Source organism: Pseudomonas sp. 43A, from assembly GCF_013363935.1.
In the GTDB taxonomy this organism is placed as follows: Bacteria; Pseudomonadota; Gammaproteobacteria; order Pseudomonadales; family Pseudomonadaceae; genus Aquipseudomonas; species Aquipseudomonas crudilactis.
Genome location: NZ_CP054880.1, coordinates 3,393,914 through 3,414,822, shown reverse-complemented (window position 1 = coordinate 3,414,822; position 20,909 = coordinate 3,393,914). Strand labels below are relative to the sequence as shown.

Annotated in this window: 15 protein-coding genes; 4 read left to right on the top strand and 11 right to left on the bottom strand. The window is 57.9% G+C overall.

What is annotated here, in order from left to right; translation table 11 throughout:
* Positions 1 to 179 precede the first annotated feature (179 nt).
* From HUW52_RS14855 to HUW52_RS14820, 8 genes are all read right to left on the bottom strand, one after another.
* A complete protein-coding gene (locus HUW52_RS14855) occupies positions 180 to 584 on the bottom strand; it encodes a hypothetical protein (protein ID WP_016987702.1) in 405 nt (134 codons plus the stop codon).
* Entirely contained in the window at positions 584 to 5,305 is a 4,722-nt protein-coding gene (locus HUW52_RS14850) for an RHS repeat-associated core domain-containing protein (protein ID WP_175554065.1), read from the bottom strand. Before HUW52_RS14850 ends, HUW52_RS14855 begins: the two co-directional genes overlap by 1 nt.
* A gap of 109 nt (positions 5,306 to 5,414) precedes the next feature.
* A complete protein-coding gene (locus tag HUW52_RS14845) occupies positions 5,415 to 5,678 on the bottom strand; it encodes a PAAR domain-containing protein (RefSeq protein ID WP_007918680.1) in 264 nt (87 codons plus the stop codon).
* Positions 5,679 to 5,770: 92 nt separating this feature from the next.
* Positions 5,771 to 6,112, bottom strand: a complete 342-nt coding sequence (locus tag HUW52_RS14840; protein ID WP_016987534.1) for a hypothetical protein — start codon at positions 6,110 to 6,112, stop codon at positions 5,771 to 5,773.
* A gap of 203 nt (positions 6,113 to 6,315) precedes the next feature.
* Positions 6,316 to 6,822 (bottom strand): DUF4265 domain-containing protein, encoded by a 507-nt coding sequence (locus tag HUW52_RS14835; RefSeq protein WP_016987535.1) that lies wholly within the window; start codon positions 6,820 to 6,822, stop codon positions 6,316 to 6,318.
* Between the two features lie 11 nt (positions 6,823 to 6,833).
* Positions 6,834 to 11,456 (bottom strand): RHS repeat-associated core domain-containing protein, encoded by a 4,623-nt coding sequence (locus HUW52_RS14830; protein ID WP_175554064.1) that lies wholly within the window; start codon positions 11,454 to 11,456, stop codon positions 6,834 to 6,836.
* Positions 11,453 to 14,359: a type VI secretion system tip protein VgrG gene (locus tag HUW52_RS14825; RefSeq protein ID WP_175554063.1), complete on the bottom strand. Its 2,907-nt coding sequence runs from the start codon at positions 14,357 to 14,359 to the stop codon at positions 11,453 to 11,455. Before HUW52_RS14825 ends, HUW52_RS14830 begins: the two co-directional genes overlap by 4 nt.
* A 126-nt stretch (positions 14,360 to 14,485) precedes the next feature.
* Complete coding sequence (locus HUW52_RS14820; RefSeq protein WP_008084998.1) at positions 14,486 to 15,001, bottom strand: Hcp family type VI secretion system effector; 516 nt, start codon at positions 14,999 to 15,001, stop codon at positions 14,486 to 14,488.
* A gap of 434 nt (positions 15,002 to 15,435) precedes the next feature.
* Between HUW52_RS14820 and HUW52_RS14815 the strand changes: the two genes are divergently transcribed.
* From HUW52_RS14815 to HUW52_RS14800, 4 genes are all read left to right on the top strand, one after another.
* Positions 15,436 to 15,651, top strand: a complete 216-nt coding sequence (locus HUW52_RS14815; RefSeq protein WP_016987787.1) for a 4-oxalocrotonate tautomerase family protein — start codon at positions 15,436 to 15,438, stop codon at positions 15,649 to 15,651.
* Positions 15,648 to 16,304: a DsbA family oxidoreductase gene (locus tag HUW52_RS14810; protein WP_175554062.1), complete on the top strand. Its 657-nt coding sequence runs from the start codon at positions 15,648 to 15,650 to the stop codon at positions 16,302 to 16,304. The genes HUW52_RS14815 and HUW52_RS14810 overlap by 4 nt, the downstream gene beginning before the upstream one ends.
* 49 nt (positions 16,305 to 16,353) lie before the next feature.
* Positions 16,354 to 17,064 (top strand): SDR family NAD(P)-dependent oxidoreductase, encoded by a 711-nt coding sequence (locus tag HUW52_RS14805; RefSeq protein ID WP_016987785.1) that lies wholly within the window; start codon positions 16,354 to 16,356, stop codon positions 17,062 to 17,064.
* Positions 17,065 to 17,157: 93 nt separating this feature from the next.
* The gene (locus HUW52_RS14800; protein ID WP_175554061.1) at positions 17,158 to 18,081 is read left to right on the top strand and encodes a LysR family transcriptional regulator; all 924 of its coding nucleotides are present in this window, start codon (positions 17,158 to 17,160) and stop codon (positions 18,079 to 18,081) included.
* A gap of 33 nt (positions 18,082 to 18,114) precedes the next feature.
* Here the strand turns inward: HUW52_RS14800 and HUW52_RS14795 are convergent, their stop codons facing one another.
* From HUW52_RS14795 to gabT, 3 genes are all read right to left on the bottom strand, one after another.
* A complete protein-coding gene (locus tag HUW52_RS14795; protein WP_016987783.1) occupies positions 18,115 to 18,603 on the bottom strand; it encodes an Lrp/AsnC family transcriptional regulator in 489 nt (162 codons plus the stop codon).
* Between the two features lie 44 nt (positions 18,604 to 18,647).
* A complete protein-coding gene (locus HUW52_RS14790) occupies positions 18,648 to 19,304 on the bottom strand; it encodes a 2-haloalkanoic acid dehalogenase (protein ID WP_175554060.1) in 657 nt (218 codons plus the stop codon).
* A gap of 95 nt (positions 19,305 to 19,399) precedes the next feature.
* Positions 19,400 to 20,692, bottom strand: a complete 1,293-nt coding sequence (gene gabT / locus HUW52_RS14785) for a 4-aminobutyrate--2-oxoglutarate transaminase (protein ID WP_016987781.1) — start codon at positions 20,690 to 20,692, stop codon at positions 19,400 to 19,402.
* Between the last annotated feature and the right edge of the window lie 217 nt (positions 20,693 to 20,909).

Genomic DNA, 20,909 nt, shown 5'->3' with positions numbered 1-20,909 from the left:
TTGGCGTTGCTCAAGCCGTGATCAACGCTCGCGATCAGCGTTGATTACAGGCCGGCATTCGCCAAACCCTGGCGCATCCCCTGATCTTTCCTTTAAAAAATGCAGTTGAGTACCGTGCCACATTCGCGCGTTAACGGGAGTTCAAGTGTCCCTGCGAAGTGATACTGCCCTCCCTTTAATTACAGTTGCGGGAGATCAATATTGTTCTTGCGAAGAATCGACGAAATTTTTTCTATGAACTTGACCGGCAAATCGGTTGAAGCGCCATATATATCGACAATTCCGACCTCGACTGCGCTATCCACCACATGACGAAAATCGTCAATATCTTGAGAGGGAATCGATTGCTCAAGATCTGACGGCATATCATCTCCTCTTCCATTGAGCGGCAACAACGCACCCTTTTGCTCCCAGTCAGCCAAGCCACCGCCATCAGGAAAACTATCCAGGTGGGCCGTCAATTCATCGATGGCCTCGTGTCGAATAGACTTTGCTTCGCAATAAGCCCTTAAAAGCTTTGATGCATAGCGTTGTAAATTTCTCGGGGAGAGAGTTTTGAGCTCACGTGAAAACTCTGACGTCATTACTTTCCTCCGCAGCCGCTGCCGCCGACTACATTCAAATTAAACTTCTTCACTAAGGGATTACACACTGAGCACGGCGGTTTGTCCGTGCCATGTACACCGCTGGTGCTGCTTTTGCCCCTCACATTGGCCACTGAAATTTCAGCGCCGTCCAGATCCAGGCCTTTATTTTTAGCCCTGGCGATTGCATTGACCTCTGCACATTGCGCATCAAACTCATTGGGCGGGATACCTTTAAGTGCTTCATTGACCTCAGGATTGGAAACGCCACCCTGGTTTCGACCTGTGACCACTCGCCCGTCTTTGGTCACTATCACTGCCACCGTATTCGGACGCTTTGATGCTGGCAGTTTCTGCGCCTTGTCTGCAAGCCTACTGGCTGGCGTCTTGCCTGTCAGGCCTTCAGGGTCAACCCATCCGACAGGGTTTGGAGCATAGGCAAACAGGTTCCACCCACCTGCATAGCTGACTGGATCCTTACTGATGAAACGTCCGGTTCGCGGATCGTAATACCGATGCCGGTTGTAATGCAGCCCCGTCTCATGATCGTGATACTGCCCCTGAAACCGTATCGGGTTCATCACGCCATGCTGCCGCGCCCATTCCGAGCGCTGTTCTGTGAGCTGTCCCCACGCCTTGTACTGCGCGGTCCAGGCGATGTCGCCTTGCGCGTCCGTCAATTCCTGCGGAGTGCCCAGGTGATCGCATTGATACCAGGCCAACGCATCAAAGGGTAATGCCGTAGCCTCGCGATTCCACAATGGGTCTTCATCGAGACTGTATTCACCAGTGTATTGCGGTTGGTTTATCAGGTTGATCGGAGCGTGGCGCACCGCTTGCGCGACGGGGACGAAGGAGCCCGGTTCGAAGATGTAGTGAACCGTGCGACCCGGTTCACCATCGCTTTGTGCAGGGCTGCTTTCAAAGGCGAGGGTGTCGCCATCCCAACCGTACAAGGTAAAGCCGCAGCCGAGTTCGCGCTGTTTGCGCGCGTGTTCGTTTCTGTTCCAGAGAGAGCCTGCTTCTGGACGCTGTTTGTAGTGCGCGCGGGAGTTTTTGTGCAGGCGGCGTCCCAGTGCGTCGTAGGCGAAATCCACGCTCAGGCGCGGGTCTTCGAAATGCACCAGTCGATCAAACAAATCCCACTGCAGATCACTGCGTTGGCCGTTGTGCCAGCGCTGGATCTGGTTGCCGCGTTCGTCGTAGTCGTAATGCGTGCCGGCGTATTCGCGCAGCAGGTTGTCGACCAGTTTGCTGCGTGGTGGTGTCAGGTCGAGCGGGCGGCGAATTTCTGTTGCCTTGTCGTCGAGCAGGTTGCCGGCCGGGTCGAAGGCGAAGGTTTCCACGCCTTGACGCGTTGCGGCGCTGAGCAGTCGGCCGACGGGATCGTAGCGATAGGCGAGCGGGCCGCGGCGGCTGTCGTTGATGTCGGTCAGTTGGCCGGCAGCGTCATATGTGTATTCGCGTTTGAGCAGCGTGGATTTGTCGTCGCTGCGTCCCAGCAACTGTTCCTGCAAACGGCCGGCCGGATCCCAGCTCTGGGTTTGCAGCAGGTGGTTGCCTTGATGACGGGCGACTTCGCGGTGCAGGTCATCACGCTCGTAGCCGATCAGTTCATGCTCATCCAAGCGCATGCCCAGCAGGTGGCCGCTGCCGTAAGTCAACCAGCTGACGCGGTGGCCGTCGGGGCGCACGGTGGCAACTCGTTGGTTGAGCACGTCGTACTCGTGCTGCCAGATCGCGACGGTGGGTTTTTCCAGGCCGAGGTAATGCTGGTGCTCGCGCAGCAGATTGCCGGCCGGGTCGTGGAACCATTGCAGGCGGCTGTCGGCGTTGTCGGCCAGCACCAGGTTGCCGTTGCCATCGTAGGCGAAGGTCTCGCTTTGCGACTGGTCGCCCAGAGTGGCGCGACGTTCAGTCAAGCGGCCCATCGGGTCGAAGCTCAGCGAGATGACGCGTTGGCCATTGATCGATTGGGCGAGTCGACCGGTGTCAGCATCGTATTGATAGCTCGTGATGCAGCCATCAAAGCCGGTTTCGTCCAGCAGGCGACCTGCCGGATCGTAGTGAAAATGCGCCCGTTGTTCGTTCTCGTTTTCCAGGGCCAATAAACGACCGAGGCGATCCCAGTGGTAGTGCAGAGCTTTTTCGTTGGCATCAATGCGTTCGTCAATCAACCCTGCCGCGTTGTAGCTCCATGTGGTGCAGCGATCCAGGCCATCGACATGGGTTAACAATCGACCTTCGGCATCGCGCTCAAAGCGCTCTTCGGTCTTGTCCGGGTGCTTGATCAGCACCAAGTGTCCAGCCTTGTATTGGTACTCGGTGCTGTTCCCGGCGGCGTCGGTAAAGCAGACAATTTGCCCCAGTTCGTTATATTCCCAGGCACTGGTCTTGCCGGAGCAATCAACGTATTCCAGCAACTGGCCGGCGTCGTTGTAGGCCAAGGTCTTCTCGTTGCCGTTGGCATCCTTGATCAACGTGGGCTGACCGGACTTGCTGTAGGCGTACTCGGTCTTGTTGCCCAGTGGATCGACACTTTCAACGAGGTTGCCCTGGTCGTCATAGGCACGCAGCCATTGACCGCCCTCGGCATCGCTGATCTTGATCAGCATGTCCTGATCGTCGTAGGCGTAGTGCATCACCGTGTGATCGGCGCGAATGTGCTCGAGCAAGTTGCTGCGCTCGTCAAAGCTGAAGCGATCGGTACTGCCGTCGGCATTCACATGGCGAACCACGTTTTTTGCTTCATCGCGAAAGAACCACTCCGAGCGCTCATCCGGGTAGCGAATGCGGTAGGTGTAGCCAAGGATGTCGTAGTAGTGCCACGTCTCATTGCCATGAGCATCGGTGACGTAAGTCAGGCGAATGTTTTCGTCCCACTCAAGACGGGTATCAAAGCTGCCATCATCGGCCCACTCGCGCACGGCTTTGGCCTTGGCGCTCTGGCCGTCCCATTGCAGGTTCATGCCGCGCCCGGTGCGGTCGGTGTAACGGGTGATCAGGTGATGCTCGAACTGATACGACCAGACTGCGCCGTTCTCGTCCTGCGCCTGAATCAGATCGCCATAGGCATCGTACTGGTAAGCACAAAGCTGTCGTAGTGGCTCGCCATCAACGATCTCCCAGAGGCCGATAAACCGACCGTGATCATCGATCATCGTGCCAAGGTGCAGATGCACCTTGCTGGTGTCGTTTTCCTGATAGGTGATCAGGTCCGAGAGCACCGCTTGTTCGCCAAGTCGATGCTCGTAATGCAGCATGATTCCGGCGCCGCTACGCAACGAGATGTTGCTCAGCACATAGCGCTGGCCCCGTCGCACGTAGCTTTCCTTGCGTTCGAAACCGCGGCACAACAATAGTTGATCTTCACTGGCACGAACCAGCGTGATGTTCTCGATGGCGTCGTAGTGGAACAGTCCGACTCCGGGCAACGGATAGCTGTGGTTGCGGCCGTCGACGTCGTAGAACGTCAAGCCATCGTCGACGCAGTCAAACCGTGTGCTGAACTCGTTGATCCAGCGGGCACCGAGTTCGCTCTGATCGTAGGCGCCAAGGCGTGAATTATAGGTACGCGTCCACTCGATCGGGAACGGCCCGGACAGGCTGAAATCGGTATGGCTGAAGCTCTCCGAACCCAACGCAAAACTGATGCTGTGAGCGGTAGTGGAACAGGCGCAATTTTTCTTCGGTGCGGGCGCGTGTGTTGCTGGAGCTTGTTGCGCGGTGGCTTCCAGCCTGCCCTCACCGGCCTTGTGCTGAGCTTTGGACGTAGTGCCGGGTTTGACACTGGCGCCTTGACCATGAGAACGCCGCTTACGCCAAGTCACCACGGCACCTGCGAGCATTTGCAGCAGCCAACCGATGGAGTGCTTGACACCGGGATCGCCCAGTTTCTTCATCTGGGTTCGCAGTTCCGTGCCCATGGTGCGCAGCATTGACGTGTTGCTCAACACCAATGCCTTGGCACTGTCGGGCAGCAGGTTCTTCGCAGCGGTGTTGGCGACACCTTTTCCTGCAGCCTTGTAGGCACTGAACGCGGCACCGAAAATATTGCCAATGGCCGCCTTGGGGTTGTGCAGTAATTGACCACTGGCCGCACTCATCTTCGCACTCGCGGCCTTCATGTCGCCTTTTGCGTCGAGCTTGCCGTTGACTACGGTTTCCAGGCCCTTGGCAATCTCGTTTACTGCTTTCTGACCTAGCTCGCCTGCGTCGTCAAGAATGCTCGCCAGCTTGGGTTTGGCCTGTTCGACGAAGTCATCGATGGTACCGACGATGGTGGCATTCAAATGTCCGATCAGGACTTCTATCAGCGAGTCACCCAACAACATTTTTGCACTGTTGCGCAGTTCCTGACGGACCAGTGACAAGGTCGGACGCAGGGTCATGCGCGCCGACGCCATGGTCGGCGGTGCCGGCAGCACACCGATCAGATTGATGCCCAGGCTGACCCAGTCGAGGACTTGCCGCTGCTTGCTTTTGGCCAGCGTGACAATATCTCCGAGCGCATCCACCAGGGCCATGATGTTGCCCACGACCGGCAACGCGCCAGCGACGTTCTTGACGCGTTCAAGGGTGACCACGCCACCGCTGATCGATTGCAGCCAGGCGTCAAATTTCGCTGCCCCGCGCCCGACGTCTTTGATGTCGATGGTGTTGAGCGGCACGACCGCTACTTGCGGCTCACGTTTTTTCGCAACAGCGGTTTCAGTGGTCATTGCAGTTTCTCACCCGTCAGAGGTCCGTTCTCAGGAAAGTGATTGAAAGCGTTTGTCCGTGCAGGTCAAACGCCACGCCGCTGGCTCTCCATCAGCGGCATTGCAGCATTCAGCTGACGACCGCGCCTTTCGGGCCACTGGCAATCAGCGCAGCGCCGCAGGCGGTTTTCATGCCATCTAGCGCGATGGGCGTGCCATCGACGGTGTAAGTACTGCTGCCCTCGGCAATCGGAAATATCCCTTTGCACAACGGGCAACTGACTTTGTGACCGACCCCGGCAATGGGCTTGCCGTTGAGGTCAGTCTGGGAGAAAGCTTCGAGGACCTTGCCACCGTGAGTGGTGGAGTCGCCCAAGCGAATGGCGTCTTTCATGTTGTCACTCCTTTGACCAAGCTGCTGATATTCCAATTGATCCACGGGATCAATCAAATGCGAAACCGGGGGTGAACCGGCTTCAATATTTCTTACTCAGCCATCCAGACGTCTTCATAGCCGGCTGTATCAATGATAAATTTTGCGCCAGTGGGCAGACAAAGATAATTCACAACATGAGGCAACATTTCACTTAGGTGGTGAACATGGACAGGCTTGTAAAAATCATCCGCCGCCGAGTACTCACCGCAGTGGATGAACCAACTGATATTACCGGCCTCGGGCAATTGCACTCTTGTGCCGTATATCGGCGACTGGCCAAGCGAATCAATAGCAACCGCGACCATCTCTTCGGGCGGTTGCACAGGCATTCCATACTTGCTACAGATTTTTGTCTGTGCCTGATCCGGATAAACAGCTTCAGCCTTTTGCATTAATCAGATCCCTAGCTTGGTTTCCATACATTTTGAATAAGACGATGCATGCCAACCCTGTTTTCTTGAGCAGACAGGGCAATGTGACTGCACAGCCAACAATGAGGACTGCGTAACATCGTTAGGATATTAATAGGGACAGACTACGATTAATAAACTCCAGATCGCGGCCTGTCTCCACTCCCCCCTTAGGGCTTACTCAATCAATGAGCTAGTAGTGGTAAAGAAGCCAATGACAGGCACTCCCCTAGACGAGATGACTCAATATCTGAGTGCTGCAGACAAGCATCCTCATATGCAATATTTTCCCCATCAGCAATATTGGACAAATATCTGTCGATTGCGAAAAAATCACAATCTGAGGGAATATCCACTGTAAACAGCGACATTTCCTGACTAACTGAGCACGAGGCACCGAACTGATGAAGATCAGCGATTATTTTACTTTTCTCTTCAGTATCACTGGCAAAAACTCTGACAGTCGAATGGCCACCCTGTTTTGCGACACGCACAGCTATCATCTCATCGCCACTGGACTTTACCTGCACGGAATCTCCCTTACTCACGCCATAAACGTAATAGGGAGTATTGTCTAAGGTATAGGTGCCATCACCGGCATAGATACCCCAAATCGACTCAGCAGATACAGGAGGATAATCATCCTCGTCAGGCGTTAACTCAAAGACAATCTTGTGAAAAATATCTTTCATACTTTATACGCTCAAGGTGGGGAGCCGCCTAGACGGTTGATTATTTTGTAATCCGGCTTGATTGAATCAGAAGCTTCACGATTACAACGGCGACATAGAATCTGGGTATTACCCTCATCGTTTGCGCCTCCCAATGAATCAGGTTGAATATGATCGAATTGTCGTTCATTCGGTGGCGGAGTTACACCCCTCTGGCTCTTTTGACCAGGAACTACTGTGATCAAGCACTTCTCACATGATTCCACTCCGTGAAATTGCTTGTTCTCGATAGCTACCTTCGTTTTCACCGACTTCGGAATACGCGCTAGACCTAACGGGTCGATCCATTGCACCGGATTTGGTGCATATTCGTAGGCGTTCAATCCCCCTGCGAGACCGATCGGATCTTGATTTATAAAACGTCCGACCGAAGGATCGTAATAACGATATCTATTGTAATGTAGCCCTGTCTCATGATCGTGATACTGCCCCTGGAACCGAATTGGGTTCATCACACCATGCTGCCGCGCCCACTCCGAGCGCTGCTCCGTCACCTGCCCCCACGCCTTGTACTGCGCGGTCCAGGCCATGTTGCCTCGGGAGTCGGTCAGCTCCTGCGGCGTGCCGAGGTGATCACACTGATACCACGCCAACGCATCAAACGGTAATGCCGTTACCTTGAGATTCCACACCGGATCTTCATCAAGGCTATATTCACCGCTGTAATCCGGCAAACCGATCAGATCGATTGGCGCATGCCGTACAGCCTGAGCGATCGGGACGAAGGTGTCTGGCTCGAAGACATAATGAACCGTGCGACCCGGCTCGCCTTCGCTTTGCGCCGGGTTGCTTTCCCACGCGAGGTTGTCGCCATCCCAGCCGTACAAGGTGAAGCCGCAGCCGAGTTCGCGCTGTTTGCGCGCGTGCTCGTTTCTGTTCCAGAGAGAGCCTGCTTCCGGACGCTGTTTGTAGTGCGCGCGCGAGTTTTTGTGCAGGCGGCGTCCCAGTGCATCGTAGGCGAAATCCACGCTCAGGCGCGGGTCTTCGAAATGCACCAGTCGATCAAACAAATCCCACTGTAGATCGCTGCGTTGGCCGTTGTGCCAGCGCTGGATCTGGTTGCCGCGTTCGTCGTAGTCGTAGTGGGTGCCGGTGTATTCGCGCAGCAGGTTATCGACGAGTTTGCTGCGCTGTGGCGTCTGATCCAGTGGTCGGCGAATTTCTGTCGCCTTGTCGTCGAGCAGGTTGCCGGCCGGGTCGAAGGCAAAGGTTTCCACGCCTTGACGCGTCACGGCGCTGAGCAGTCGGCCAACGGGATCGTAGCGATAGGCGAGCGGGCCACGGCGGCTGTCGTTGATGTTAGTCAGTTGGCCGGCCGCGTCGTAGGTGTATTCGCGTTTGAGCAGCATGGATTTGTCGTCGCTGCGTCCCAGCAATTGCTCCTGCAAGCGACCAACCGGATCCCAGCTTTGGGTTTGCACCAGGTGGTTGCCTTGATGGCGGGCGATTTCGCGGTGCATGTCGTCGCGCTCGTAGCCAACCAGTTCATGATTGTCCAGTCGTAGACCTAGCAAGTGTCCACTGCCGTAAGTCAACCAACTGACACGGTGGCCGTCTGGACGGGTCGTGGCAATACACTGGTTTAGTACGTCGTATTCGTGCCGCCAGACCGCGACCACCGGGCTGTCCAACCCCAGATAGTGTTGGTGCTCACGCAGAATATTTCCTGCCGGATCATAAAACCATTGCAGGCGGCTGTCGGCGTTGTCGGCCAGCACCATGTTGCCGTTGCCATCGTAGGCAAAGGTTTCGCTTTGCGACTGGTCGCCCAAGGTCGCGCGACGTTCGGTCAAACGGCCCATCGGGTCGAAGCTCAACGAGATGACACGTTGGCCATTGATCGATTGGGCCAGGCGACCGGTCAGTGGGTCGTACTGATAACGAGTGCTGCGCCCGTCAAAGCGGCGTTCTTCCAGCAGACGTCCGACCGGATCGTAGTGAAAGAGCGCGCGTTGTTCGTTTTCGTTTTCCAGGGCCGTTAGCCGTCCGAGACGGTCCCGACGATAGCGCAGTGTTTGTTCCGCGGCATCGACACGCTCGGTGATCAAACCGGCCGCGCTGTAGCTCCAGGTGGTGCAACGATCGAGACCGTCGGCGTACGCCAATAAACGACCTTCGGCGTCGCGCTCAAAGCGCTCTTCGGTCTTGTCCGGGTGCTTGATCCGCACCAGCTGGCCGGCCTTGTACTCGTACTCGGTGGCGTTGCCGGCGGCGTCGGTGAAGCAGATCATCTGCCCGAGCTCGTTGTATTCCCAGGCGCTGGTCTTGCCCGAGCAATCGACGTACTCGACCAGTTGCCCGGCGTCGTTGTAGTCGAGGGTTTTTTCGTTGCCGTTGGCGTCCTTGATCGCGGTGGGCTGGCCGGATTTGTTGTAGGCGTATTCGGTTTTGTTGCCCAGTGGATCGAGCGCTTCGACCAAGTTGCCTTGGTCGTCATAGGCGCGCTGCCACTGACCGCCCTCGGCGTCGCTGATCTTGATCAGCAGATCCTGATCATCGTAGGCGTAATGCACCACCGTGTGATCGGCGCGGATGTGTTCGAGCAGGTTGCTGCGTTCATCGTAGCTGTAGCGATCGGTGCTGCCGTCGGCATTGACGCGGCGCACGATGTTCTTCGCCTCGTCGCGGAAGAACCATTCCGAACGCTCGTCGGCGTAGCGGATGCGATAGATGTAGCCAAGGATGTCGTAGTAGTGCCAGGTCTCGTTGCCGAGGGCATCGGTGACGTAGGTCAGACGGATGTTTTCGTCCCATTCCAGGCGCGTGTCGAAACTACCGTCGTCGGCCCATTCGCGCACGGCTTTGGCCTTGGCGCTCTGGCCATCCCACTGCAGGTTCATGCCGCGCCCGGTGCGGTCGGTGTAGCGGGTGATCAGGTGATGCTCGAACTGATACGACCAGACGGCGCCGTTCTCGTCCTGCGCCTGAATCAGGTCGCCACAGGTGTCGTACTGATAGGCGCAGAGCTGGCGCAGCGGTTCGCCGTCAACGATCTGCCAGAGGCCGATAAACCGGCCGTGATCGTCGATCATCGTGCCGAGGTGCAAATGGACTTTGGTGAAATCGTTTTCCTGATAGGTGATCAGGTCGGAGAGCAGCGAGTGTTCGCCGTGTCGATGCTCGTAATGCAGCATGATCCCGGCGCCGTTGCGCAGCGAGATATTGCTCAGCACATAGCGCTGGCCACGGCGGACGTAGGTTTCTTTGCGTTCGAAACCACGGCACAGCAGCAACTGGTCTTCGCTGTTGCGGACCAGGGTGATGTCTTCGATGGCGTCGTAGTGGAACAGGCCGACTTTTGGCAACGGATAGCTGTGGTCGCGGCCGTCGGCACCGTAGAACGTCAGGCCATCATCCAGGCAGTCAAAGCGCGTGGTGAATTCGCTGATCCAGCGAGCGCCGAGTTCGCTCTGATCGTAGGCGTCAAGGCGTGAGTTATAGGTGCGCGTCCATTCGATCGGGAAGGGGCCGGGCAGGCTGAAATCGGTATGGCTGAGGCTTTCTGAACCCAGCGCAAAATTGATGCTACGACAGGTGCCCGGGCAGGGGCCGTTCTTTTTCGGATTAGGCGCTTGAGCGGCCGGAGCCTGAAGACCCACGGCGCCCAGTCCGCCATCCACAGCAGTCCGCTTGGCTTGACTGGTCTGGTCCGGCTTGACTCCAGCGCTCTGCCCATGAGCATTGCGCTTACGCCAAAGAGTAACCGCAGTGGATAAAATCAGCAGCAACCAGCCAATCGAGTTCTGGACCGATTCATCGTCCAATTTGCTCAATTGTGTACGTAACTCCGGCCCCATCGCCCGCAGCTTCGCTGTCTCGCTGGCAACCCTTTGCTTGATCTCGTCAGGCAGCAGATGATCCGCCGCGCTATTGGCCAATCCTTTGCCTGCCGCTTTGTAGGCGCTGGAGGCGGCACCGAAAATATTGCCAATCGCCGCAAGTGGATCATTGAGTAACTGATCGCCGGCGGCACTGATCTGTTGACCGGCAGCCTGCGCATCCCCCTTGGCATCCCCCTTGGCATCCAGCTTGCCATTGGCCACCGTATCGAGACCTTTGGCGATCTCGTTGATGACATCCTCACCTAGCTTGCCAGCGTCCGCCAAAATCCCCGGCAGCTTGCCTTTGGCCTGTTCAACGAAGTCATCGAGGGTGCCGATGATGGACTCGTTCAAGTGGCCGACCAGCACTTCGATCACCGAGGTGCTGAGCAACATCCTGCTGCTGGCTTTCATCTCCTGACGCACCAGAAACAGCGTCGGACGCAGGGTCATGCGTGCAGCCGCCATCGCAGGTGGCAACGGCAGTACACCGATCAGATTGATGCCGAGACTGGCCCACGCCAGCAGGTCACGTTTCTGCGCATTCGACAAAGTGACAATGTCACCCAACGCATCGACCAACGCCATGATGTTGCCCACAACCGGCAAGGCGCCGGCGACGTTCTTGATCCGGTCGAGGGTGACCACACCATCCGTGGCTGATTGCAACCAGGCATCGAAGGTCGCTGCGCTGCTGGCAACGTCCTGGATGTCGATAGCATTCAGTGGAACGATAGCAACCTGAGGCTCACGTTTTACGATTTCAGTCGTCATGACAGCATCTCACCCGCCAACAGGCCCGGGGTTTTCAAGGAAGGTTTTGGCAGACTCGGTGCAGGCAGGCTCGGCAACTTGCCCGCCTTACCCGCCGCCCCCAAAATCCCCGAAGCACTCGGCAACACCGCACTCGCCAGTTTCGGCAACCCCGCCACCCCGCCCTGCACCACACCTTTCACTTGCTGCGCCGTTTGCATCGCACCTTGCGCCGTCTGCATCGCACTCATCCCTGTTTGCGCCATGTTCTTGCCCTTCTCCAACATGTCCCAACTCTTGCTCGGCAACACCTGCGCGACCATCGCCTGCACCTGACTCGGCACCTCTTCAGGCCCCGGCGGGTTCAACGGCCATTCCGGCTTGCCGATGTAACTGCCATCGCTCCAGGTGTCCGCCGGATCCTTGCCGAACAACACGCGCGCCGGCCCCGGTGCAGCGCCGGCGACGCTGGCGAAACCTTTGCCATCGAGCTTGCCCTTGATGCTTTTGCCCAGGGCATCGATGACTTCGTAATCGCCCTCTTTGATGCCTTGGCGCCCGGCGTATTGGTTGAACAATTCCAGGTTGCCCTTGCCGGGTTTCGGCGGTTCCGGGAATACCCCGGCCAAAGATTTCGCGCCGGTGTAGGCGAAGTTCGCCGCGTGCGCGGTGTACGGGCCGCTGGTGGCGTGGGTGATGCCGCCGGCGTTGTAGGTGGTGGCGCTGCCGCCGCCCTGAATCACCAGTTCGGTTTTCGCAGTGATGGTGATGCGGTCGGCGTTGGCGGTGATGTTGAGTTTGGCCAGCAGGTTGATGCTGTCCTTCAGCGCACGCACATCGATGTCGCCGGACGCCGCGACCAGCCGCCAGCCCATGCTTTGCACGAACAGGCGCATGCCACGACTGGCGCTGGCCAGCAGGCGTTTGCCGATCGACAGGCTGGTGTGGCCGGTGCTGCTCAGAGCCAGGTGTTCGCCGGTGGCGATGTGGCTGGAGCGCGGTGTGGTCAGGGCGATGCCGGCCGGGCTGGCGAGGACCAGATGCGGCTCGGTGAACTCGGGGAATTCGTTGGCGGTGAGGTTCGCCGGTCCGCTGCCGAGCACGCCTTGATGCTGGGCGTGCAGCGCTTTGGCGACGTCGTCTTGGTCGCCCGCCTCTTGGGCTTGCAACTCTTTGGCTTGAACGGCGAATCCATCTTGCTGATCGCTGGCGGTCGCGAGGCGTTCGGCAGTTTCCGGCAGGTCCTTGTGGTGTTTGGATTCGTTCGGCCGTGGTTCGGTGGTGATCAGCAGACCGGCCGCCGCACGCACCGCACCGTGGCGGTCGGTTCTTAGTTCAAAACCTTCGCCGCGCGGCTGGCCACCGCTCGGGCGCGGATGAGTCAGATAACCGAGGTTGATCGCACTCGCGCCGTGGTCGCTGCGCAGCGCAATGCTGATCTCGCTGGTGGTGTCGTCGATGCGCAGTTCGTTGGCGCGGCTGCCCTTGTATTCCTTGCTCTTGACCGTGGCCAAGGTCTTGAAATCCGGCAGTTTGTACGGCGGCAGATTCGCGCCGTGGTACAGGCAACCGGTGATCAGCGGCTGATCGGGATCGCCCTCGAGGAAGGTGATCAACACCTCCATGCCGACCCGTGGGATGTTGATCGAGCCAAAGGTTTCCGCTGCCCAGCTCGACGCGACACGCATCCAGCAACTGGTCATGTCGTCGTGCTTGCCTTCGCGGTCCCAGAAGAACTGCACCTTCACCCGGCCGTACTGGTCGCAGTAAATCTCTTCGCCTTCCGGGCCACAAACCACCGCACTTTGCGTTCCGAGAACTTTCGGTTTCGGGTGATCGAGCGGCGGACGGTACGGCACGTCCCACGGAATGGCGCTGAAGCGGTTGCGGTAGCCCTGGTGGAAATCGTCCTTGAGGTCGGTGGTGTCGCTGGTCACCGACTCTTCCAGTACCTGCGGCTGTTTGCCTTCGTGGAAGATTTCGGTGAGCAGCCACAAGTCATTCCACGTCGGGTTGGCGTGGTCGGTCAGGGCGAGGAAATGTCCGCTGACGAGGATCGGCTGATCGCTGTTGCCCTCGGCCAGACGGTAGTCGCTGCGATGGCGTTCCAGCGCGCGATTGGCCAGATGCTTGCCACGCTCGCGGTCAACGAAACGGCCCGGGTAATCGTAGTCTTCAAGGTCTGGCTGAGCCGAACTCTTGGCATCGCTTTCCAGCTCGATCTTCGGTTTGACGAAGTCGTAATCGCGCCGCGTCGTGCGGCTGGTGCGGGTGGCCAGACGCAGGCCGAAACGCTTGACCACCGGTTTGTCAGCGACCAGCCCGGAGTCTTGCTGATAGGCCACTGGCGCCAGTTTCGGGAACACCGTCTGGTCATCGCCGAAGGTCAGTTTGTGCCCGCTGGACGTGTGCTGGAAGTGGTAGTGAATGCCCTCTTCTTCACACAGGCGCTGGATGAAATCCAGGTCAGACTCATCGTACTGCACGCAGTAAATGCGCTCGGGATAAATCGCGCTGAGCTGGAAGTGGTAGTCGCTGGCGAGGATGCCGTGTTCTTCCAGCACCTGACTGATGATCTGCTGCACGGTCATCTGCTGGAAAATGCGCTGATTGACCCGATGCGTGAGGTAGGCCAGTTGCGGGCGCAGGGAGATTTTGTAGCGGGTCAGACGCTTGCCCGCCTCGCCCTGGGCGATGCTGTAGACCAGCCCGTGAATGCCCGTGCCGCTCGGCGACAGCTGAAGAAACGCCAGTTTGTGCAGCACGCTTTCGAGGTTGATCGAGGCCTTTTCACTGACCAGTTCCAGCTCGAATTCGAACGGCGTATTGAGGGCCTCACGACCGGTGAACGACAGCACCTGGAAATCGCTATCGCCGCCATCGACGGTCAGATTGAAATGAGGCTGGTTGGCCGGTGAGAACATCCCTTGTTCCTCGCGCAGTGCTGCGACGCGCAACAGCCCTCAAGGGGCTATTGGCAAAAAATTCTTTAGAAGTGAATCCGCCCCGACCAGTCATGCCGATCGGGGCGGTACAACCATCAGCCGTAATTAAACGACTGGAGCACGCCAGTCATCGGAACCCGAAGTACCGGAAACTTCGTGGGTCCAGGTGATTTTGCGGTAGGTGAACTGCACTTCTTCCAGGTGGGTGAAGTGCGCGTTGCCTGGGTCCTGGCAGTTGTGCATTTTGTTGTTGATGGCGACGATGATCGCGTCTTCCAGTTTGGTGGTGTAGTAGTGCTCTTGGGTGCCTTGCGCCGAAGTGCGGTACCACTGGATAACGATTTCGCTCATGCGCTCGCCGGAGGTCAGCGCTGCTTGCAGCAGAGGCGAAGCCTTGTCGTAGACCTTGGTGATCACCACTGGCTTGTGCACGCGCTGACCGGTTGGCTGACCGGATTGCGGGTCACGCGGGATGATCACGTCGTGGGTGAAAGCCTGAACCATGACCTGGTCTTCGTGGCCTTCCTGAAAGGTGTTGCCAACGGAGTCGGCGGTGAATGCGCCGGCGGTGATCAGGCCTTGTTTTTCGCCAGTGACGGACATGTACGCTGGTGTTGCCATGGGGATGCTCTCCTTGCTCGAAACACACAACCGACAGGCACCATTGCCTGTCCGGGTAGGTCTGAGCTATCAAACTTCATGCCAGCCATCACAAAGCCATTACTCATCAACGACTTAAACAAACAGCCCGTATGCGGACCTTTGAATAAACGAGACTAAACAAATAAAAGTGCGCAACTTCTTGCGCAGTACTGCGCAAAAAGTTGCGCACTTGGCTGAAAGCCATGGGATATAAGGCCTGCGCAGACTTTTCCGGATGAAAAAAGGTCAGGTACTGCGCAACTTCTTGCGCACTTCGCCGCAAGCTCCCATTTGATACACCACATCACAAATGATGTACCTCAAACCCCATTTATCAACTCCCACCTTCCTCTTAAAGTTCTCTCCAACAGCCGCCCATCACTTCGACGGGCCAGCGACTGGAGATACCCCAAATGCCTTTCATCAGCGTACGCATCACCCGTGACGGCGTGACCCGGGAACAGAAAGCCCAGGTCATCAAGGAAATCACCGAAACGATGCAGCGGGTTCTGCACAAGGATCCGAAACTCACCCACATCGTCATCGAAGAAGTCGACACCGATAACTGGGGTTATGCCGGCATCACCACCACCGAGTATCGCCAGCAGTTAGCGGATTCGCAGTCGTGAGCCGCACCGTGAAAATCGACTTCGTCTCGGATGTCGTTTGCCCCTGGTGCGCGTTGGGCGTCACGGCGCTGGAGCAAGCGATCGAGAATCTGGCGGGCGAAGTCACCGTCGAGTTGACTTACAAACCGTTCGAACTGAACCCGGACATGCCCGCCGAAGGTGAGCACGCCATCGAGCACATGATGCGCAAATACGGGCGCAGCGCTGAGCAAGTGGCGGATCGCAACGCGATGATCATCGAACGCGGCGAGCAGATCGGTTTTCACTTCGACCTGGAAAAACGCAGCCATTTCCACAACACCTTTGACGCCCACCGACTGCTGTTCTGGGCCGCCACACAAGGACGTCAGCGTGAGTTGAAGCAAGCTTTGCTCAAGGCCTACTTCACTGACGGCGAAAACCCGAATAACCGCACCACGCTGGCAACTCTGGCAGGTGCCGTAGGGCTCGACAGCCAGCGTGCGCATGAAGTGCTGGCAAATGCAGAGTTCAGCCAACAGGTGCGCGAACTCGAGCGGTTTTATCAGCAACGCGGCATCGACTCGGTTCCGGCGATGGTTCTCGATGACAAACAGGTCATCCCCGGCTCCCAGTCCGTCGCTTATTACCAGCAAGCGTTACGTCAGGCAGCACAGGTTGCGGCTCACGCCTGACCTGCGAAATCCGTTTATTCAAACCATCCAGATTGCATGAGGAAACATCATGAACACGTCCAAAAAAGTTGTAGTGATCACTGGCGCCTCGCAAGGCATTGGCGCAGGTCTGGTCAAGGGATTCCGTGAGCGCGGCTATCAGGTTGTCGCGACCTCGCGCTCGATCAAGCCTTCCACTGACCCGGACATTCTCGCCGTCGCCGGTGACATTGCCGACCCGCAGACCGCCGAGCGGGTGATCCGCGAAGCCGTTGCACGCTTCGGTCGTATCGACACGCTGGTGAATAACGCCGGGATTTTCGTCGCCAAGCCCTTCACCGAATACAGCAAAGAAGACTACGCACAAGTAGTGGCGACCAACATGAGCGGCTTCTTCCACATCTCGCAATTGGCCATCGCCGAAATGGAGAAAAACGCTAGCGGCCACATCGTCAGCGTCACCACCAGTCTGGTTGACCACGCGATTGACGGCGTACCGTCGGTGCTCGCGTCGCTGACCAAGGGTGGCATCAACGCGGCGACCAAATCGCTGGCCATCGAGTACGCCAAGCGCGGTATTCGGGTCAACGCGGTGTCGCCCGGCATCATCAAGACACCGATGCACGGCGAAGAAACCCACGCCGCCCTCGGTAGCCTGCATCCGGTTGGGCATATGGGCGAAATCGACGACATCGTGCAAGCGATCCTTTACCTGGACAGCGCGAACTTCGTCACCGGCGAAATCCTCCACGTTGACGGTGGTCAGAGCGCTGGCCACTGAGACCGCCGCGCAGCACTGCCGGTGTGTACCGGCGGTGCCGCTTCATGAGATAAGGCGGAGGATGAAATGTCAGTTGATCCTCGGTGTACTCACATGAAGCGCCACTTTGATGACTTGCAACTGGGCAGTATCGAACTGTTCTGCCTCGCCGCTGAAGCCGGCAGTTTCACCGCTGCTGCCCAGCTTGCGGGTGTAACGCCGGCCGCCGTGAGCCGGTCGATTCTGCGTCTGGAACAGCGCTTGGGTTCGCGCCTGTTTGCCCGAACCACGCGCAGTATTCGCTTGACCGAAGCTGGCAGAAACTTTTTCGTCCAGTGCAGCCAGGCGCTGACGCAACTGGTCGAAGCGCAACAGGAAGTCATGGGCGCACAGACGTCACCGTCAGGGCTGTTGCGCATCAGCCTGCCGACCACTTACGGGCATCACCGCATCCTGCCGCTGCTACCAAAATTCCGCGCGCTCTACCCTGACGTCACCGTCGACATCCACTTGGGCAACCGCAATATCGACTTTGTCGGTGAAGGCTACGACCTGGCGATCCGCGTCCGAGCGCAGCCGGACTCGACCATGGTCGCGCGCCTGCTGGAGGATGCAAAACTGGTGGTGGTCGCCTCTCCCGACTATCTGAAAAAGGCTGGCGTACCCGAAACGCTGGAAGATCTGGTGCAACACGAATGCATTCAGTTCGAACTGCCCAGCAGCGGACGGCGGATCTCCTGGCTATTCCAGGAAAACGGCGATGATCGGGAAGTGATTTCCGAGGGGGGCTACTCCTGCTCAGACGATGTACTCGGCGGCGTCACCCTGGCCAAACACGGCGCGGGGGTCTTCCAGACCTACAGGTTCATCGTTGAAAAAGAGCTGGCCGACGGCAGCCTCGTCGAGGTTCTACAACCTTACGCCGGCCGCTCGCGCCCCTACACATTGTTGTACCCGCACGGTCGGTATGTGCCGCAACGGGTCAGGGCGTTTGTCGACTTTCTGTTGCAGTATCGTGATGAGTGGGCTGGGGCTTAGCGCTGAAGTCCACGCGGTGGCAGCAACTGCAGTTCAGTGCCGCAGCAACTTGCGCAGCGGCACGCCATCCTTGAGTACGGGCGACTTGATGACGATGTAACTGAAGTACTTGGAAATGCCGATATTCTTGTCCAGCAAGCTTTCGATCACTTCCTGATAATGCTGGATGCTGCGGGTCATGAAGCGCACCAGATAATCGTAGCCACCGCTGATCAAATGACATTCAAGCACTTCGTCGACCAAACGAATATTGGATTCGAATTTGGCGAAATCCTCGCGTTTGTGATCGCTCAAGGTGATTTCGGTAAACACCGTGACCGAGTCGGTGATCTTCGCCAGATTCAGGTGCGCTTTGTAGCTGGAAATATAACCCGCCGACTCCAGTCGCTTGACCCGTTGCAGACACGGGCTGGCCGACAGCCCAACGGCATCGGCGAGGCTGACGTTGGTCATGCGGCCATCCTTCTGCAACTCGACAAGAATGCTGATGTCGATCCGGTCCAGTTTTACTATCCCTTCCATTGCATACCTCTGACTGCCATTTGTAGGACAATCTTCTAGCAAAATCAGCGCCGTAATGACAGCTGATGCTGAGTCACCAGGTCTGCCATGCTGTTGATGCAGTATTGCGCCGAGCAGGGCGTGAGTTGCCTGCCCCGATCACGACTGATCAGGCACACGTCATTCTCCGACCCTCGGCGCGCACCGGCGCGCGTGATATGGAGAATGTCGCCCGGTGCCAGTGCGTTGGCGCTCAGCCAATTGGCGTCCTGCAACGGTGCGTCGGCCAATGAAATGAAGTCGTCGGCATTGATCCCCAAACGCTCGCACAGCGGACCACGATCCTCGGCATCGCGGTCGCCCTGAACCAGCAGGCGGTAGAACTTGCGCAGGTACAACATCGCACCTGGCGCGTCTTCGAACAATGACCATGCCGCCACCGACCGGGCAAAGCTCATGCCCTCCTCCCAACTGGCATTCAAGCCCCAGCGTTCGGCGAGTTGACGATGGGCGAAACACAACATGCCACTGAAGCCTAGCTCAGAGAAACGCGGATACAGCGCATGCAGCACTTCGCGGTATTCAGCCAGCACCTGATCCTTGTCCGGATGACCACCCCGACTGACCAGCAGCGGTAGCAATGCCGTCCAGACCCCCGAGTCGCGGTCGACCAGCGCTTCATCGCAATCAATGAGCAACGCTCGATAATCAATCAGTCCCATGGCGTGCGAAGCCTCCAATGATGCATTCCATCCGTCCATGCTCCACAAATGCTCACAAGCGATGCGCTGGCGCACCGCCGCGAGCGCACAGGCACTCAGTTCAAGACGCGTGCCAAGGCGCTTTCGAGAATCTGCAAGGCTTCGTCGATCTGCGTCGGTGTGGCCACCAGTGGCGCGAGAAAACGCAGAACATTGCGGTGCACACCGCACTTGATCACCAGCAAGCCGCCCTTGCGCGCCTCATCGATCAAGCGTTGATTCAGATCCGCATCGGGTGTACGCGCGTCGTCAGGCTTGATCAACTCGATCGCCAGCATGAAACCGGTACCGCGCACGTCGCCGATTTGCGCGTAACGGCTCTGCAACTGCAGCAAGCCCTGACGCAAGTGCTCGCCCAGCGCCTCGCCGCGTGCCAGCAACTGCTCCTCTTCAAAGGCCTCGATCACCGCCAGCGCCGCTGCGCATGACAACGCGTTGCCGCCGTACGTGCCACCCAGACCTCCGGGCAACGGCGCGTCCATGATGGCCGCTTTACCGACCACCCCCGACAGCGGCAAACCACCGGCCAGACTTTTCGCCACGGTTACCAGATCAGGCTGGATGCCCGCGTGCTGGAAACCGAACCATTTTCCCGTGCGGCCGAACCCCGTCTGGATTTCATCGAGAATCAGCACGATGCCGTGCTTTTCGGTCAGCGCGCGTAGGGCCTGAAGGAACTCGGCCGGTGCAGCAAGAAAGCCGCCGTCGCCTTGCACGGGTTCGATGATGATGGCAGCCACACGCTCAGGCGCCACTTGCGTTGCGAACAGTTCCTCAAGGGCCTTGAGCGCCATGTCACTGGTCAGGCCGCGATAGGCATTCGGGTAAGGCGTGTGAAAAACCTCCGGTGCAAACGGGCCGAAGTTCTGTTTGTAAGGCTGGCTCATGCCGGTCAGCGTGGTACCCAGCAAAGTACGACCATGGAAACCGCCACGAAAGGCAATCACCGCCGAACGGCCGGTGTGAGCCCTGGCGATTTTCACTGCGTTCTCGACCGCTTCGGCGCCGGAGGTGAAGAACGCGGCCTTATAGGCTTGCTGGCCGCCGATCATTTCACACAGTCGCTGGGCCAGATCCAGATAAGGTTGATAGGCAACCACCTGGAAACAGGCGTGCGAAATCTTGTGCAATTGCTGCTGCACCGCCGCCACCACTTTGGGATGGTTGTGACCAATGTTCAACACGCCGATGCCGCCGACAAAATCCAGGTAGCGCTTGCCGTCCACGTCCCACAACTCGGCGCCCTGGCCGCGATCAATCACCAATGGGTGAGCGGTAACCAGGCCACGCGGCACGAATTGATCGCGCTGACGGAGCAAATGAGGGGTGTCGTCGACTTTGCTATTCATGGCATTTCCCATCGTGAGTCCGGCAACCTGGAGGTGGTTGCGATGGTGTTCAGATTAAGGCTTGCGCGAAACGAACTACGCCGAACTTCCCCCCTGAGAAATTCGGATCGACTGTTTTGACCCTGCCAAACGGCAGATTCCTTCAGCCCGACGAATCTGCCGCCGTTGCGTTCATCGAGCGTGACGCAGACCGTTTGCACCGACGCTTTCGACAGAT

What these genes read in the sequence shown, in the direction of transcription:
- HUW52_RS14855 (WP_016987702.1), bottom strand. Translation starts at nt 584, where the DNA reads ATGACGTCAGAGTTTTCACGTGAGCTCAAAACTCTCTCCCCGAGAAAT.
- HUW52_RS14850 (WP_175554065.1), bottom strand. Translation starts at nt 5,305, where the DNA reads ATGACCACTGAAACCGCTGTTGCGAAAAAACGTGAGCCGCAAGTAGCG.
- HUW52_RS14845 (WP_007918680.1), bottom strand. Translation starts at nt 5,678, where the DNA reads ATGAAAGACGCCATTCGCTTGGGCGACTCCACCACTCACGGTGGCAAG.
- HUW52_RS14840 (WP_016987534.1), bottom strand. Translation starts at nt 6,112, where the DNA reads ATGCAAAAGGCTGAAGCTGTTTATCCGGATCAGGCACAGACAAAAATC.
- HUW52_RS14835 (WP_016987535.1), bottom strand. Translation starts at nt 6,822, where the DNA reads ATGAAAGATATTTTTCACAAGATTGTCTTTGAGTTAACGCCTGACGAG.
- HUW52_RS14830 (WP_175554064.1), bottom strand. Translation starts at nt 11,456, where the DNA reads ATGACGACTGAAATCGTAAAACGTGAGCCTCAGGTTGCTATCGTTCCA.
- HUW52_RS14825 (WP_175554063.1), bottom strand. Translation starts at nt 14,359, where the DNA reads ATGTTCTCACCGGCCAACCAGCCTCATTTCAATCTGACCGTCGATGGC.
- HUW52_RS14820 (WP_008084998.1), bottom strand. Translation starts at nt 15,001, where the DNA reads ATGGCAACACCAGCGTACATGTCCGTCACTGGCGAAAAACAAGGCCTG.
- HUW52_RS14815 (WP_016987787.1), top strand. Translation starts at nt 15,436, where the DNA reads ATGCCTTTCATCAGCGTACGCATCACCCGTGACGGCGTGACCCGGGAA.
- HUW52_RS14805 (WP_016987785.1), top strand. Translation starts at nt 16,354, where the DNA reads ATGAACACGTCCAAAAAAGTTGTAGTGATCACTGGCGCCTCGCAAGGC.
- HUW52_RS14800 (WP_175554061.1), top strand. Translation starts at nt 17,158, where the DNA reads ATGAAGCGCCACTTTGATGACTTGCAACTGGGCAGTATCGAACTGTTC.
- HUW52_RS14795 (WP_016987783.1), bottom strand. Translation starts at nt 18,603, where the DNA reads ATGGAAGGGATAGTAAAACTGGACCGGATCGACATCAGCATTCTTGTC.
- HUW52_RS14790 (WP_175554060.1), bottom strand. Translation starts at nt 19,304, where the DNA reads ATGGGACTGATTGATTATCGAGCGTTGCTCATTGATTGCGATGAAGCG.
- gabT (WP_016987781.1), bottom strand. Translation starts at nt 20,692, where the DNA reads ATGAATAGCAAAGTCGACGACACCCCTCATTTGCTCCGTCAGCGCGAT.